The sequence below is a fragment of the Pseudomonas sp. NMI760_13 genome, assembly GCF_021283245.1.
In the GTDB taxonomy this organism is placed as follows: Bacteria; Pseudomonadota; Gammaproteobacteria; order Pseudomonadales; family Pseudomonadaceae; genus Aquipseudomonas; species Aquipseudomonas peradeniyensis.
Genome location: NZ_JAJSRC010000026.1, coordinates 50785 through 66259 on the forward strand (window position 1 = coordinate 50785; position 15475 = coordinate 66259).

At 55.5% G+C, this 15475-nt stretch carries 18 protein-coding genes; 7 read left to right on the forward strand and 11 right to left on the reverse strand.

What is annotated here, in order from left to right; genetic code table 11:
• The first annotated feature begins 190 nt into the window (after nt 1-190).
• On the forward strand, nt 191-361 hold the full coding sequence (locus tag LU671_RS22385; RefSeq protein ID WP_172405618.1) for a hypothetical protein: 171 nt from the start codon (nt 191-193) through the stop codon (nt 359-361).
• Here LU671_RS22385 and LU671_RS22390 read toward each other — a convergent pair.
• The 5 genes from LU671_RS22390 to LU671_RS22410 form a co-directional block, all read right to left on the reverse strand.
• The gene (locus LU671_RS22390; protein WP_010792515.1) at nt 358-930 is read right to left on the reverse strand and encodes a hypothetical protein; all 573 of its coding nucleotides are present in this window, start codon (nt 928-930) and stop codon (nt 358-360) included. The two genes, LU671_RS22385 and LU671_RS22390, sit on opposite strands and share 4 nt — an antisense overlap.
• 103 nt (nt 931-1033) lie before the next feature.
• Entirely contained in the window at nt 1034-1348 is a 315-nt protein-coding gene (locus LU671_RS22395) for a hypothetical protein (protein WP_021018410.1), read from the reverse strand.
• A gap of 73 nt (nt 1349-1421) precedes the next feature.
• Entirely contained in the window at nt 1422-1817 is a 396-nt protein-coding gene (locus tag LU671_RS22400) for a hypothetical protein (protein WP_021018411.1), read from the reverse strand.
• Nucleotides 1818-1922: 105 nt separating this feature from the next.
• Nucleotides 1923-2489, reverse strand: a complete 567-nt coding sequence (locus tag LU671_RS22405; protein ID WP_010792517.1) for a M15 family metallopeptidase — start codon at nt 2487-2489, stop codon at nt 1923-1925.
• Between the two features lie 147 nt (nt 2490-2636).
• On the reverse strand, nt 2637-4961 hold the full coding sequence (locus LU671_RS22410) for a hypothetical protein (protein ID WP_042931616.1): 2325 nt from the start codon (nt 4959-4961) through the stop codon (nt 2637-2639).
• Nucleotides 4962-5257: 296 nt separating this feature from the next.
• Here LU671_RS22410 and LU671_RS22415 point away from each other — a divergent pair, with 296 nt between their 5' ends.
• Complete coding sequence (locus LU671_RS22415; protein WP_010792519.1) at nt 5258-5884, forward strand: cyclic nucleotide-binding domain-containing protein; 627 nt, start codon at nt 5258-5260, stop codon at nt 5882-5884.
• A 44-nt stretch (nt 5885-5928) separates the two neighbouring features.
• Here the strand turns inward: LU671_RS22415 and LU671_RS22420 are convergent, their stop codons facing one another.
• The 5 genes from LU671_RS22420 to LU671_RS22435 form a co-directional block, all read right to left on the reverse strand.
• The gene (locus LU671_RS22420) at nt 5929-6135 is read right to left on the reverse strand and encodes a hypothetical protein (RefSeq protein WP_010792520.1); all 207 of its coding nucleotides are present in this window, start codon (nt 6133-6135) and stop codon (nt 5929-5931) included.
• Nucleotides 6136-6264: 129 nt separating this feature from the next.
• Nucleotides 6265-7374, reverse strand: a complete 1110-nt coding sequence (locus LU671_RS22425) for an endonuclease/exonuclease/phosphatase family protein (RefSeq protein WP_021018413.1) — start codon at nt 7372-7374, stop codon at nt 6265-6267.
• Nucleotides 7375-7398: 24 nt separating this feature from the next.
• On the reverse strand, nt 7399-8022 hold the full coding sequence (locus tag LU671_RS29775) for a DUF922 domain-containing protein (protein ID WP_038405147.1): 624 nt from the start codon (nt 8020-8022) through the stop codon (nt 7399-7401).
• Nucleotides 8009-9661: a sel1 repeat family protein gene (locus LU671_RS22430; protein WP_021018414.1), complete on the reverse strand. Its 1653-nt coding sequence runs from the start codon at nt 9659-9661 to the stop codon at nt 8009-8011. The genes LU671_RS29775 and LU671_RS22430 overlap by 14 nt, the downstream gene beginning before the upstream one ends.
• Nucleotides 9662-10031: 370 nt before the next feature.
• The gene (locus tag LU671_RS22435) at nt 10032-10358 is read right to left on the reverse strand and encodes a hypothetical protein (protein ID WP_021018416.1); all 327 of its coding nucleotides are present in this window, start codon (nt 10356-10358) and stop codon (nt 10032-10034) included.
• 184 nt (nt 10359-10542) lie between these two features.
• Here LU671_RS22435 and LU671_RS22440 point away from each other — a divergent pair, with 184 nt between their 5' ends.
• Genes LU671_RS22440 through LU671_RS22450 form a run of 3 tightly spaced genes read left to right on the forward strand, consistent with a single transcriptional unit; the run spans nt 10543 to nt 13211 of the window.
• Nucleotides 10543-11514, forward strand: coding sequence for a DNA replication terminus site-binding protein (locus LU671_RS22440; RefSeq protein ID WP_019486680.1), 972 nt, complete (start codon nt 10543-10545; stop codon nt 11512-11514).
• A gap of 14 nt (nt 11515-11528) precedes the next feature.
• Nucleotides 11529-12074, forward strand: a complete 546-nt coding sequence (locus tag LU671_RS22445) for a tetratricopeptide repeat protein (protein ID WP_170831727.1) — start codon at nt 11529-11531, stop codon at nt 12072-12074.
• 3 nt (nt 12075-12077) lie between these two features.
• Nucleotides 12078-13211 (forward strand): hypothetical protein, encoded by a 1134-nt coding sequence (locus tag LU671_RS22450; RefSeq protein WP_010792530.1) that lies wholly within the window; start codon nt 12078-12080, stop codon nt 13209-13211.
• A 450-nt stretch (nt 13212-13661) separates the two neighbouring features.
• Here LU671_RS22450 and LU671_RS22455 read toward each other — a convergent pair whose 3' ends face one another.
• Nucleotides 13662-14030, reverse strand: a complete 369-nt coding sequence (locus LU671_RS22455; protein ID WP_010792531.1) for a PilZ domain-containing protein — start codon at nt 14028-14030, stop codon at nt 13662-13664.
• Nucleotides 14031-14154: 124 nt separating this feature from the next.
• Here LU671_RS22455 and LU671_RS22460 point away from each other — a divergent pair, with 124 nt between their 5' ends.
• On the forward strand, nt 14155-15189 hold the full coding sequence (locus tag LU671_RS22460) for a hypothetical protein (RefSeq protein ID WP_010792532.1): 1035 nt from the start codon (nt 14155-14157) through the stop codon (nt 15187-15189).
• A complete protein-coding gene (locus LU671_RS22465; RefSeq protein ID WP_010792533.1) occupies nt 15186-15449 on the forward strand; it encodes a hypothetical protein in 264 nt (87 codons plus the stop codon). The genes LU671_RS22460 and LU671_RS22465 overlap by 4 nt, the downstream gene beginning before the upstream one ends.
• Nucleotides 15450-15475: the final 26 nt, after the last annotated feature.

Consider the following 15475-nt stretch of genomic DNA (forward strand, 5'->3'; position numbering starts at 1 on the left):
CGAGAAACAGGAATCTCGGTACCGGTGTTCAGCTATACGATGGAAGATCGGATACAGACTGCTGCTGATCCTTTCAGCAGTCCTATCCGCATCCGCTGCCATCGTTGCAAAGCTGTCATTCGTCCCTGAGGGGCTAGGATCTGACTTATCAGCCATTCTTGCGGGTGGAGCAGCCATAATGACTACGGTCATGGCTGCCCTGGATTTTGAGACCAATTTCCGCTTGAACAGGCGCTCTCGGCATCAGATGCAGATATTGGTAATCGAAGCGATGAAGGAAGGGGCTGATCCTGAAGCCCTCCTCTCCTCCGCCCAGAAAGTCATTGATGAACGTACCAAGGAGTTGGACAAGCTGGACTAGCTACTCACCTGGCCCACGGAAAAGGCCCAGCGGCGCTTAAAGTCCTCCAGCTTCCGCAGGTTTTCCTCTTCACTCCACTGCGTCGACCAGACGATCTCCTTACCCAATTCTTCGCGCTCCGGCTGAGGGTAGATCGTGTGCCCGTCACTCTGCCGCTCATAGCGCCAGCCATCTGGAATGTAGCTGTAGTGATCCCGATAGTCCGCAGGTTTCGTCCTGTTGTGCTCCTTGTTCTCATTCGACTCGTGCACAGGTATCAGGAAAACGGTAGTGACCAGCTGGATATCCAGGGTGCTTTGCTGATCAACGCTGAAGTGATCTGCAAGGTTCAGAGCGCCAAGCTCTTGCGGATTGAGAGAGGTGAGGTACCCGTAGTAGTCGTTGTGACACGGCCCCTTAGTGAGGATCTTGCCTCCGTGAACGTACAGGAGCTGCGTCTCAGACTCCTGGAGCCAGATAACCTCCCGCTGAAATTCAACTCTCTGACGCTCGCCGCCAATGTTGACGTGGTCAACAAAGGTCTCGGTTGTTCTCTTGGCAATTGGGGAACAAGTGCGGATCGGGCTCATAGACACCTCTTCGAAAGGTTTTGCGCCAGCTTACCGGGAGGTCTGGACTGTTCCAGTCGAAGAGGGCGTGAGAGTTTCGGTTGATGGCCTGATTTTGCTCTAGCTATTTGAGCCGGTCGAAGAAATTTCCACCTCTGCGGGTATAACCGCCGAGGTTGGTGAAACGATGCGCTGCAGATCCGGCCTGCCGTCGGCAAACCTGCGGATTACCGTCATAGCCGACGGTTAAAACTTCGTCGCCAGCGGCACTGGACAGGACTACCGTGGCAGCAAGAGGCTCACGCTCAATTTCGTTTCCTTCAATATGCTGGGCCAACGCGCGGAACCAATCCGCCAATTTCTTTCGCTCTGCCTGGTTCTGCTGCACCTTGTTGTTGTGCAGCCTGGGCATGGAAGGGAAAGGAATGATGTCGGTCATGGTGTCTCCTTCTCGGCCACCAGGTGTGCAGGCGCGCGGCCGTATTAATTCGCGGTTCCGGTTCTCTATTTGACTAGCAGGTGGCCTGGGCTGGGTAGTGCTCCTCGCAGTCCACACCGAAAAGCTCGAAGGCGTGCTCAAGCTCCCCATCGACAAGGGCTGGAATTGTCGAGTCACCGCGGAAGATGGCCGCTGCTAAACGATGGTTCCCGTCGGTCACCATCCAATTCGGCCCCCAATAACCTAGAGAAGGACAGCCGACATCGATCAGGATCGGGTCTTTGGCGGGGTTCTCCACGAGAAAAGCGATGCGCCCTGCATGATCATCAGAGTCTGGAGTGCCTACAAGTCGGCGCTCGATCAAGGCTTGTCGAACGTCCTTTTGACGAACAGTTACACCCCATGGAGCATCGGACTTGAACGGATTGCAGTGACGTTTCACTGCGACAACGGGAAGATTCGAAGGCATTACTTGGCCCATATGAGGGTTGAGAGGCAGGCCTCGTTTACCGCTTCCGGCGAGGCCCGCTGGGTCATAGGCCAAGATTCTAACGACTGGTGCCCCAACTGAAAGTCAGATCAGTCCATCCTTTTTCCATTGGGTGAGCAGGCCTCTGGACACCTCGAAATGCATCCCATCTTCTGTAGGGAATGCAGCTCCCCAATACCAGCCGGCCGCGTTGAAGTAGTTGGCCAGGATCAGGAGCCCACGCTGAACCTTGTTGTCTCCCTGCTTCTCCGTATCCCCTTCGATGAACATGTCCAGGGCTGTTCCCCACGAGTGGTTCGAGATCCCCGGACCAATTTTTCCCTTGATCCTGGTGTAGCGAGAACAAAGCATGCCGTTGTTCCTGAGTAAGGGATATAGGTCTGGCACCTCCCGCTCCACCCGCTCGAAGATGGACTTCAACGAATCCAAGGCCGGCAGAAGCCCTGTTGCCCTAAACGGCCCAACCTTCCGTGAGGCAACCCTCTTCTGGAATTCTGGGTCATTCGGGCTCATGCATTTCCCCTTGGAGTCATACTTCCCATCGAGGACGGGATGTCCGAAGTATTTGAGCATGTCCGAGTTTTTCGCGGAGACCAGCCCAATGTTGTAGGTGCCAGGCTTGGGGAGATCGATAAGGTCGGAGTATTTCATCGGCGTTCATCCTCTGTGGTCTGGTTGGCAAGCCGCTGATGCAAATAGCCTTAAAACTGCGCGCAGCGGACTGCCGAGACCACCTGACGGAAGCTCGCCAGCTGCTCAAGGGGAACTTACCCCTTTGAGTTGAAACATAGCTTTCGCTTAGCGTTTGTCGACTATGACGTTGCTCAAAGCAGGTGACACCCCAACTGCGGATTCTGGGGCGCTGGAGTCGACAGAGGGGACCAGCCAGTAGCAACGAGTCCGTGCCCTGGTGATACCTGTGTGCACCAAACGTTGATTCTCTTGATCCAGTAGCGTGTCGTAGTGGTTCGTTCCGCTTTCGGCCCACCTCCCCGCCAGGTTGAATAGTTGATTGCGAAAGTCGGATCGAGGTCGAGTGGTGAAGTTACCCGCGAGGATGACCGTTTCTGCCACCGCAGGCCGAGCACGTTGGAAAGGTCGGATCTTGATCTTGCCCTTATCTCTTGCTCCATCGATCTGGCCCACCAGGTAGGCCACTGCGGTTTCTGCCATCTGGTACGACGCAATTGAGTCCACCAAGACCAACACATCACCTCCTCCTTCTACGGCCTCCTGCAGTAGCCGGCTGAGGACATGAGAGTCGAAGCTATGAATTTCCACAGGTGGCTGTTTGGTTGGAGCGATTAGGGCAGTTGACTGCCTACCGACGTCCACCTGATTCCGCACCACGCTAAACGCTGCATCGATGAGGTGCTGGTGCCCTCTGAAGCAATCCTGGAGGATTACGCGCGTAGGGTTTGAAACCCTGAATTCAGTGTCGAAATGGCGAAGCCCTTGGCTTGAGCTCCCCTGGGTTGCGAATGAAGCCTGAACGGGATCGCCGGCGAGAGTGAATGTTGAGGGCAGAAGATCGGAATCTCGGCGCGAGATCGCTCGACGTTTGAACTCCGAAAGGATGCCCCGTAGGAAGTCTGCAGTGGGGGCGCTCGTATCCTGTGCATCGTCAAGCAGGAGATGTCTGAATCGGTTCAACGCGGCCGCAGGAAGCCGCTTCAAGTTCGCCCCGTGCCGCTCAGAGAAAAGGTCCAGGAGACGATTGATTGTCATTAGGGGCGGGTCGTTCGCGAGCAGGTCGCCTTCAAAACCCAACCAGAAGTGCCCAAGACCTTCGAAGAACAGCGCATCCGGATCGTTCTGAAGGAAGTTGAGTTTGCCTACTGCCTGGGGGACACCCATCCCGAGGTTCTCCACCAGCGTTGCTACTTGGTAGAACGCTTCCACCAGTGGAACATGTGCTGGTTCGCCGCGGAGTCTGTATCCGAAGTCGGGAGCAGTAGTGGACAAGGCTTTTAGCGTCGCAACCATCTGCTTGGCGTCCTGATAGCTGTCAAGATGGATCACGGGCTTGTCGAGGTAGGCCTGGAGTAGGGTTTTCTTGATCTCACACTCCTTGTATACCTCGAGCTTGATTCCCGGCCCACGGGTCAGATAACGGTCCTCGGTGCGATCGAAACCAAGCAGAACAAAAGCATCTAGCCGCGGGACGAAGCCATGAAGACTGAATTCGCAGCCGCGTACCACCACCTTGTGACGGCCGGGCTTTATCCCGTCCAAGGGCCAAGCACCAGCTCCCTTCCATAACGACTCGACTTTCTCGCAAAGGTCTTGATCGTGCTGGCTCAACTTCCACCCTATCGCTGCACGCTTAACCACGTCGGGGTGATCAACTTCCAACGGCTCCAAGAGCATGGACTGGCGAAACAACCCCACAACCAGTTCGGCATATCGGGGATTACTGCGATAGAGCTTGCTATGCGTGGTCCGAAGGAGAGAGGTCTGGGCCGATGACAGCCTGGTGTCGAATGGCCTGATTTCGAAGACATCGGAATTTACCCTCACTTCAAATGGCCGTACGTTCTCCCAACCTACAAGGGAGTTCACAAGTTCCAGGGCTGCAGCTGCTGGAGTAGTGATGCATCCCTGAATATCTGCTTCCGAGCATTCGATGCTCCATCGCCGAAATAGCCAATGGAGTCGTTTAGCGAATTCCTCTTTCACCTCTTTGCAATCCACAACAACCCTGATCGAGGAAAGTGGCTGCATCAGGTACTTGTGCAGATAGAGCGCCCGCATCGCCAAGGTGAACGATTTCCCGGTACCGCCCTGGCCGGACACCAACAGAGCTCGTGAACTGGTAGCGATGGCTTTCCACTGCCCGGGTGTCGGCTGCAGATCCGCCGGCAGGAGGGATGCAGCATCTCGCTGCATTGTCTCCAAAAGGCCTGTGGAAACGACCAGCCTGTCGTCATCTATGAGTACCTGGTCAATTCGCGGAGCAGTAATGGAACGCTCTCTTAGGTCGCGAATCTCAAGCGGTCCGGTGGTAGTGCTCTCCGCTTGGGATTGGCTTTGGGATTTGGCTTTCTGTTCACTGCCATACGCTTCACCTGCTCGATAGCCCTCATCCCAAGAGGAGTCGTGCCGAGCGTTGAGCAGGTCCATGCCAAGAGCCAGTACCCCACCCAGTGTCTTTTTCCATCCGGGCAATGCGTCGACCGGTGTGAGATCGTCTGTGTTGTGTGAATACTGGGACGGCAAGGGATCATCCTCGAAGCTGTAGTGCTAATCGCTTTATAGGCGGGTCGAGAAAATGGTGCCGTTCCTACTTGATGGACTCCACTCAAACCGACCTGGTGAAATCCTGAATGTGAGGCCGGAATTACAGAGGACCGACTTGGCTAACGCTTCCCATTGAAGGGCTCTATCGTGTGTGTCTGATTGAGCCAACGGAGACGGACATGTTGTCCACCCCCTCGTCCCTGAACAGCCATGCTCGACTCTTTGTGTCGAAGTCGCAGTCTCGAAGCTTCAAGGCTAAGTCCTATATCCTCCAACCCGGCCACCCCGAAGCGGGTTCTCACCTTTTGGTCAAAGGCAGTGCGCAATTGGTGATCGAGAACGATGGTCGCGAGATGATTTTGGGACTACTCAAACCAGGCGACTACTTTGGTGACCTGCCTTTCCCGGTTGTGGTTGATGGCCATCTAGTGAGCGTACAGGCCCGCTCACAATGCCAAGTCGCCTTCATGTCCGGTGCTGATTTCCAGCAGATGGTCCTCACTACACCTGAGATGCTGATGGACGTTTGTAGTCAGCTGAATGAGAGGCTGAGCGCGGCAACTCGAAAAGTGGGGGATCTTGCTTTCCTCGATATAACCGGCCGCATCGTGAGCGTGATCCAAGACCTGGTGCATGCGAGCTTTGCAGTAAAGGCCAGCGAGGGGACTGTCATTCCAATCACCCGACAGGATCTCGGTCGGTTGGCGAGCTGCTCTCGTGAAACGGCGGGGCGAGTGCTGAAGCTGCTCGAGGAACAGGGCCTGATCATCTGCTCAGGCCGCAATATCACTGTGCTGAATGCATAAGCCCACACCTGTGGATCAGGGCAGGATTACCTTCGATGCGCCGCTCAGGTGATACGGCCCGATTGGATGGCGGAGAAGAGATCATTGCGATATTGGTCCGTCTCGATCACTTCATCTTGGCCAGTCCGGCGCAATTCCCACTGGCCCCGCTCCTGAACCCAGTTAAGGGTAAACCGGTGCTGATCGTTGAAGCGAACCTGAATGCTTCCATCAGGTTGCTCGTGGTCACTCCAAGGGGCAAGCATGGGCATGTTTTGGCTCCTGTTCGCTCCGGAAAAAAGGGCAGCTTCCGCTGCCCAAGTCATTTTGATGTCCCTGGCTACCATCCCTTGGATTCGCTTGTGGCACCATGCCCACTCGCGAACTTCAGGGCATCAGCATCAGCGGCAGTTCCCAGCCAACCGGTAACCTGCGGCTTCTGCTTCCTGGGGACCGCTGAACTCGACTCGGTTTTTAGGCGACACTTTGTCGTAGCTTGGGCAGCCAGGCAGGTGGAAGATGTGGGAATTTGCATTCCCTCGGACAGCGCCGGCACCAGCGCTGACGTTGGAGGCGATAGTTGCAGATCCCTTCTGAGATTGGGCTGCGAATATCTGCTTCGTTGCATCCCCCGCTACTCGGTTCCTAGCAGCATCCGGTCGCACCATCACAACTCCCTGGGGAAGCTTCGCGTTGCCGAGTGTGACGAACACAGGTGCGTGATCGCTCACGTGCTTTCGGCTTTTCTCATTGCTCCAACCGATCATTCGGGGGTAGTCCATAATCCCTGCAGCTGTCAGCTTCAGGTGGAGCTTCCTGGAAATCCAAATATTGTCGTACAAGCTGGAGTAGAGTCCATCGCGCGCGGAAAGCGTCGTTGCCCCCTTTGTGATTAGGGGGGCTGCGTGCTGCGATAGTCCGGAGAATGCTTCATCTTTGGGAGGCGTATTGAAATCACCTACCAGCATCAGTGGTGTGTCTGGATAGATGCTTTCCAGCCAGGTCCAGTAGCTCTCGAGTTCACGAATCTCCGGCTCACGGTCTTGTGGGCCTTTCCCGTAGAGCACATGGATGCTGGCTACGGCAAAAATGGCCCCGTCTCTTTTCGACTTGAATCGGGCAGAAAATGGCTCCCGAATGAATCGATCTTTGCGATCCATGTAGACCACCGCTCCGTCTTCATAGGCCACCGCACTGTCTCGCATCAGGAAACCGTACAGCTCTTTGTAAGAGCGAGAGCCAACCGCATGGCTGGCCAGTGACGACCACTGCTCCCCAGTTCGTTTCTCGAGTTCGGCCTCCAATCTCGAAAGCCCCTCCTCGTTCATGACCTCTTGGACGGCGACCAGGTCTGCCTTTCCTGCTACCTCGGCGAGAGCCGGGAAGCTCTTTTCTCCACCTTGTCCCAACCTCATGGTGTTCCAGGACATGAGGGTCAGATCAGCTGCCGAGGACAGCGAACTGGCCAGAACCGCGGCGGCCACAAGCGCGCCTCTGAAAAATCCTTTCAACCGTTTACTCCTTCTGTAGGGACGTCAACGTACACGGAGGTCAAGGAGTGCCCCCTGAGTCGCGCCATGGTTTGTTTGCTGATCGAGATGGGAGTCATACTCCCCGAGTTTCTTGATGAGCGCCTGTCCGGCCTTGCTCACGACAACGCTTAACCTTTCGCACGGCAGTTCCGTGCGTACTCCGCTCAACCGTGAAAGGAGTGTCTGGGCAGTACGCTTTCCATTTGCGGCATGAAGTAACTCGTGAGCGCGAAGCGCGATGTAGAACCTGTTCCACTCTCGAGTTACGCCCGGCGAACGCGGAACATCGTCCCGTAATGCGGGTAGGGAAATCGTGATATTGACGGTGACACGGGGGTTGGAGATCGCGCACCCACCGCTGGCGAGCGGGACGTAGTCATAGCTAGAATCCAAGTTCCAAACCGTAGCCCCAGCGAAGAAAGTGTCACCATTCCTGGTCGGGGCGTTCTCACTGATGGACGCCTGGATTTCCTGGACACTCCTCCCCGTCACCCAGTAGTGCTCGACTTTAAAGTTGACCACGGGTTCGCCGGTGGGGTCAGCCAGTACGGTTGCAGGGGCTAGGCCCACCGCCATTACCAGAAGCATGGCTGAGGGCGCCCTGCGGAAGCTATCAAACTCCGCCATAGGTGAGGGTGACACCCACCTTCTTGGCCTGGTTCTCGATGTCCCGGAGTTCCTGTTTTAGCTTGTGGCGGTTTCCCAGCTTCTGCCCTTGCATGAAGGTCGCCAGGTTGAACGCGAAATTGAGTGCTTCCTTGTGACCGATCTGCCATGCCTGACGGAGGTATTCGAGAGAGGGCTGTAGCCTTTCTGCCTTCAATTCCCGTTCGGCCAGATACACATTTGCGTCCGGATCGCCAAGCTGTGCAGCTTGAGCAAGCAAGGCCCAGGGGTCGATCTCTTGGATGTTCATCTGCTGGACGAACACGGCAAGGTCCGACATTGCCAGCGGATAACCGGCTTCGGCGGCCGCGCCAAAGCAACGCAAGGCCGTAGCTTGTTCCCCGGAGGACACCGCACCGTGCGCAAGAGCATATGCACTCAAGGGATGCGCGGTATCGATACGTCGATACAGCTGAAGAGCTTTTTCTCGGCTCTCCTCATGCCCCGTTGCTTCGTATCCTCGTGCCAACGCAATCCCTGCATCCAAAGCACCCTGGTCGAAGGCGTGCTCAAGAGCAGATATGGCAGATTTACGCTTTTCAGTTTCTTTCGGGAGCGCCTGGCCGAATGAGAGCTTCACCCCTGCCGCCCAGATGAGAAGTTCTTCTCCTCCAGAAGGCATGGCTTTTCGCTTTTCGTTCCAGAGGTGGCCGAGAATAGCCAGACGATTGGATTCGTCATCATGCGCCAGCAGATGACCAGTTGTTGGCTCAACCGCCATATTGCCGAGGAGCCCTATGGGGATGATCCGGTTAAAGGCCACACCGTTGATTCGCTGGCCGAGCGCCCATGAACTGGCAATACCGCCCTCAAGACGAAGTAGCGACAGAGCTGCCTTGACCAGGGCAACCTCGTTGTCAGCGCGCCGCACCTCGGAATCAGTCAGGTGACAGAGAACTGCTCCCCACCCTCCTTCCAGCCCCACGTTTCGGCTTGAAATGCCAAAGCGGTTGATCGCTTTGCTCCCTCTCCTCAGACCCTCCCCGAGCGGGACGAGACGGAGGCCTGAGCTGCTCAAGATAATGTTCTGCCCATGAAGGTCAGTCTCATTGAACACGCAGGCAGCGACGGGCACTGCTTTCTTCTGAAGATGCACTGCGATTTGGAGATAGTTCTGCTCATCGGGAGAATCGACTTCTGCGGCGGGGTGTACCCAGATCGCCAGATCAATCTCCGGTCGATCCGCAGCAAGGATTTCCTCATTGAGCATTACGCCGCAGTGCGGGAGCCGCAGGGCCTGAGCCACGGGATACATACTGGTAATGGCTTGCTCAGCCTGGGTTAGGAAGATTTCGACCTCTCCGGGGCGCCCGAGCATCTCGCCGGCAAGGCTCGCCCAGACCGAATGGTCCAGTCGAATCATGGGGTCACGTCCAACGAGAAGAACACGCAAAGGCGTTTTCTCATCCGCAAGCCCGGTCTTCAGAATAACTTCCGCCACCAGAGCGGCAGGAGCTACGAGAGAGGCGGTATCTCCGACAGTAAGCTTCACCGTGGAAACCACGTTTTCAGCCTTAGTGCGGGCGGTTATCTCTCGTATCCATGCTTGGGTGAGGTCGCCCAGGTTCTTACTGGACTGCAACGCTTTTTGAAGAACCACCGAGGAGAGCTCCATTCATCGAATGGAGAGCATGGTAACGACTTCGGTGAAGGTTCCAACTGAAAGGACCGTGCGGAGATCCCCCCGGGGGACAGCGATGCCTAATCCTTACTCGGCCAGGGCTCGAACGTCGAAGTTGTTCGCCGCGTAAGTCATGTTGCAAGACCAGACCTTCTTGGCCTCGTGATAGAAATAAGCCGTATCCCCTTTGATGACCATTCTGGCCTCTGGCCAGATGATGGAATGCCCGTTCGAAGCTGTAGCCAAAAGGCTCGACTCGCAACACCGCGCCAAGTACACCCCGTCTTTCAAGGTCTTGAACGTATTCCTCTTTGCCATTCCCTGTCTCCGTGGCGTGCCGATTGATCAACTATCCCTCGTTATGAAGCGGGCCAGCAGCCCCAGGATTCCTGTCTTTCGGCTCGACAGCTACGTTGATCGCAAACACTTCCACACGATGCGGGCCAAAGTGGCGGTGGATGATTGTTTCCCTTTGGAACCCTTTCCAAGGCAGTGTCAGCCGGTTTTCGGTATCACCCCGTTTAGGATATCCCCGCGCCAGCTCGATACAGTCGTAGGAGCGCCCTACCAGCCGCTTTTCCCAGTATGGGGTGACCAGTCTGTATTCCTTGGGCTTGCGGCCAGCCTTGATTTCATCGAAATACTCCCCTTTCAGGTGGAGGATCAGCTTTCGCATGGACGTATTCCTAGCTCTAGTGCCTGCTGGATGATGGATTTCTTCATTCCCCTCAAAATAACGCTTGGTCCTCCATTTCCCACCTGGTTCCCGCAAGCTTTAACACTACGGAGATAGCCACGATGCCTTCACTTCCCTTTCTCGGCCGTTAAAGTGTCGATATCAAACTAAACGGTGTATGCGAATGAGCTTCCCCCGGACCATCGAAGAAGAATGCAGGGAGCTGATACCAACCCTGGACAAGTCACTCAAGGAACTGGCCTTCTTGCTGGAGAAATCGAAAGCACATATCCGGATCGACGCCCTTTTCCAGGTGCCTCTCAGGAAGTCTCCTACGGTTGACAAGAATGCTGGGATCGAAATCGCCACGCCAGATGGCGAGACGGGCATTTCCCTTGCCATTGAAACCCTGACAACCATTTGGCTGGGTGAGGGGCAAAGTGCCAAGGAAACTCTTCGCTCTCCTGGTGCCATAGGTCTGCCCGCATTGGCTTTGGATCGAATCCGCGAAACCAATAGGCTTCGAATGCATCTGTTCGACCTGATCGAAAAGGCCAAGCCTGCTGAGCGGAAGCGGATCTGGAAAGCGAAAGATCACTACGGCATATCCAGCCTGCAGGCTATGCGGGTAACCCCGATTCTGCATGACCCCCAGCTGATTCGCTTCTACTGGGATACGGGCTCGATAACGAAGCGATGGTTGGTGCGAGACCTGATCAAGGTCTGTGAAGACGAGCTTCATGCCACCTTTGGCCACCGGCCATCTCGCGACGAGGTAGTTCAAGGCTCGGTGGAAAGCAGCGTGCTGCTTTCGCTTGAACAGCTTGAGGAATTGCCTCTTGATGAACAGGTAGCGGTTCATCGACTAGGTACTCCCCATATACGGGCAAGGGTGACCGATGGAGACATTGAGCCGTACATCTGCTCTGCACCGGTGCCGTTCGTTTATGACGTTTCCTGTGCCCGGCCGCTCATAAAGCCTTTAAAGAACTACTGCCCAATGGAAGAAAAAAAGAAGCGCTCGATCCGAGCGCTTTTGGAACCAGAGCCTCGCGTACCGGGAATGAACGTTCACCAGTACGACGTGAAGCACAGGGCTTTTGGGGCGTTTGAATCACGTAGCCGTGGGCGCAACAAGCGAGCAGCGCAAGAATGATAGGGAACACGAATTTGAGCCGTGCAGTAGACACCAAGAGCCGAGAAACCCTCCTGCGGCTTGCCAGCCTCACCAGAGATCTCTCATCCAATGATGATCGCTGCCGAGGGAATGCGTACCGCGACTTGCTGGAGCTTGCCGAGGAGGGAAGCAGCGATGCGATGTTCCAGGTTGCCCGGTGCTTGAATCAAGGGATTGGAGTGGAAGTCGATCAGGTCAAGAGCGATCACTGGCTCAGATTGGCGTGTGTGACCAATCCCCCCTCGAAGGTCGCCCTCTACTCATTCGGCATGCAGAACCTTCTTCGTAAACGACCCGATGCGGACCCCATGCTCGGTCTCAATCTCATCGAACGTGCTGCCACTGCGGGATACGTGACGGCGATCCTCGAGCTGGTAAAGCTCCTGGAGAACGGTACAGCTGACATCGTTCCTGATCTCCGCAGGGCATACCGCCTGCTAGCAGGCGCGATTACTGACCATTCCGATATGAAGCTGCACGAAGCCTATCTCAGCTTTGTCGAGCGCAACCAACCACTCTCTACGCTTTTGGACTCCTGATTCATGTACCAAATTCAGTGCAAACGCCTTGTCGACCAACTGGCCTTCGGCCTGTCGTTGTCCCAGGCTGAAGCCATAGTTGCCCGGGCCTATGGACGCGAGAGTTACAGCAGCACCTCTGACACCTTCGGTCCAGAAATCCCTGGGCTCCAGGCGATTCGCACTCCCGCGGAGATTCTTCAGCTTGAACGACCTCAACAAATGGTCGAGTTCATGCGCATGGTCTTGAACCTCACCCTGCCTGGCCCTGAGCCCGTTCACCAGCAGATCCCGCCGAAGAACTTGGTGGCAACCATGTACAACTTTGGCAACTTCGACGCCCTGGTGACGTATGTGAAGAACGATCCGATCGATCCAAACGATGACAAGCCCGAAACTCTTCTGAAGTTCAAGAACCGTTACGGCTACATGGCGAACTCTCAGGTGATCATGGGTCGGGGATATCGTGGGCATACCTTGGTAGCCCAACCCGATGCCAAGTTGGCCAGCCGCTACATCGATCAAGAGGCGATCCTGAACAAGCTGAATGGGCTGCAGGTGATCATCGTTCGAGATCGGGTGGACGGTGACAGCTACATCAATCACTACAGCCGCAACCATCTGGTGATGCGACACGCTGCATCTGAAGACCTGAGTTCGCTGATACTCGGCTCTCGTGCAAAGGATGCCTGTCTCACTGTCTCGATCGTTCCTGCAGAACGGTATTCGCTTGAAGCGATCATTGCGCCTCATGTCGCAGCGTTGACGAAGAATTCACCGGCCGGCCGCTCTATTATCCTGGACGGCTTGAATATCGATGAGGATTCAGCGAGCTTCCAGGCAGGCCTGCGTTTAGCAAGCAGCCAGGGCATCAACGTTGTGCTCATGGCCCCGGTCCTCAAGGCATCGCAGTGGGACCATTTCGAAACCCGACTGATCTTCGGGTTCGATCTGCAAATGGCTCAGACTGCGAATGCTGAGATGAACCGGGCTATCGTCCAGGCGGCGCCTTACGTAGGGCTCAAAGGGGACAGAATGCAGTTCCTCTACTACTCGGCTGCATCCGGGGCGCGCTATGGGGCTATCCCGCTGATTCCCGAAGAGGAGAAGCGGGCCCCGCTTCTCAAGCGAATCTTCGGCAGTCCAGCCCGAGCTTAGCCCCTAACGCCCTCCCTGAGGGCGTTTTCAGTTTCGCATGCGAAACTCGGCTCATGGAACTTTTTCAGGCCACGACGGTCGTAGGTCATGCCCGGGCATAGTGAATCGCCTACGAAATGGTGTGTTTAGTCGGTTGCGTCCGATGCCATCTGTTGATCTCGAATGCTCAGTCTGAGACAGAACCTCAATTTCTGCTAAATTGATTCTGAAATGAAGGCTATTGGCCTTCTCACAGGCTTCTGCTTCGGTGAAAATGTGGGCGCAGGGGCAATTGTGTCGCTTAACGCCACGCCTTGTCCCTTCTGCCATGGCAGAGGTACTGAATTTTGCTTTTTGGGGAAACGCATTAGGTCCCTATCCTAAGACACCCCCCCCCTCAACATCGTCTGTGGTGCGCGCGTTTCCCCGACTTATAAATGCCCGACTCCATGAGTCGGGCATTTTATTCTTCTAGGCCACTGGTCGGTACCGATCCTGCAGCTGCAGCAGGAAACCTTTTTCGCGACGGTCCGCCTCGGGCTCACTTAGAGCTACCCCAACTCGGAACTGGTGGGTGATCGGGTCCTTAGAGCAGTTGGCAACGGTGCCTTCGAAATCCATCACCCCGCCATCCTTTTCGGTCAGGCGCAACAGCACCTGATCACCGATCCCGATTTTCTTGTCCGTCAGAACCAGCGCGCCGGCGTAGGAGATGTCGCGCACCCGGCAATCTCCCCACCCCGCAAGGAAACCGAGCACCCCCCTGGTCTTGATCTGTTGCTTTTGCAGCGAGTTCTCTGGAATCGCGTACCGCGTATAACGACGATTGGCTGCCGTCATTCAAACGTCCTCATTTCGTACTTCTTGGGTGCATCAGCGACCGAAAATCCCGAGGGCAATTTGGCTGGTAGCTGTACAGGAACTCCATAGTATCAATGGCTTCCAACGTTTCGAGCCAAAAGCTATGCCCGCGATTTCCTCTTTCCTCACTTGGCCCAGGACCTGGTCTACCCGCTCTCACATCATCCCTTGGCAGCTCCATGCCCCACTATTCCTGGTCGTGTTTGCTTTTGTTTCGGCGCTGAACTCGATTCCCAGTGATGGGAGCTGGCGTGATCTGACGCTGAATCAGGTGCTGGAAGACTTTGGGGTTTTCATCTTCTTCACGGCGTTGTGGTGTGGGATCTACTGTCATTTCCGCAGGACTGTCGACTTGACTTGGCTGCTGATCATTTTCGTGCTTGCGATCTGCCAAGAGGAGTTCAACCTTTGGAACAAGCTGTGGCAACAGATCTGCCTTCTATTTGGGCATGAGATTTCTTCCAGCGAGCGCCAGCGCGGAGACGTGTTCATGATGGCTCTCGTGTTCGGATCATTGTTGGTCAGGTTTGTATTAGGGGGATTCAAGTCCTTCTTTCGTATCCACATCACCTTTTTCATCTGCGTTTTCGTCACCTTTCAGGGGTGGATTCATTTCATCTTCCCCTACTACATCCAGCAGCACTTGCTGAACGAACGGTTGACTTACCAGAAGGAACTCACCGCTACCTACGAAGGCCGTTTCCGCTTTCAGTGCGATCATCTCCCCATCACCTGTTTCGAGTGGGTGGGTGATGCGGTTCCGGTCACCTCGATCGCCAAACACGTTTCGACTGAGTCCATCACCCAAGTGCTGCAGTCGGTGGGCAATGCAACAACGAGTCTGACCGGCTGGCTGAGTGTGGTTGACCGAGGTGACGTAGAGGTTTTCCGAGGAGTTGATGCCAACCAGAAAGTGCTGGTTACGCTGTACAAGAATCACGAGCTGTACCGCGTTGTCGTCGACGACGAATACCCAACAGAGGCCCACAATGTGATCAGCTCAGCCTTACTCTCTTTCGCCACGCCTTTTGCGCTGGTCTGGTTTTTCGGCGGACTGTGGGTGGTTTTCATGCACCAGGCCCGGGTGTACCGGATAAAGTACGGCAAGCAATTCAGAGCAATGGAGAATCACCAGTGAAGCTGTTGGAGTCCTGGAAAAAGGCTGCGATCGAAGCGGCGCTCGACCGGCACAAGAAAACCCTCACCACTGTGCTCGAACTGGATGATCGAGCTCTACTCGATAGCTATGACCTGGTGTTGGGGATGCTGGCGGGGCCCAAAAGCATCCAGGTCAGGCGGAACCCGCGGGTACTGGATGTGCTGCGCATCCGTGGAAGCCAACGCTCGTTTGAAAAAGCCGTCTACCACGCGCGCAAGGCGCTGACCTACCAACAATAATTTTCACGAAACCCTGAAATAGGGGC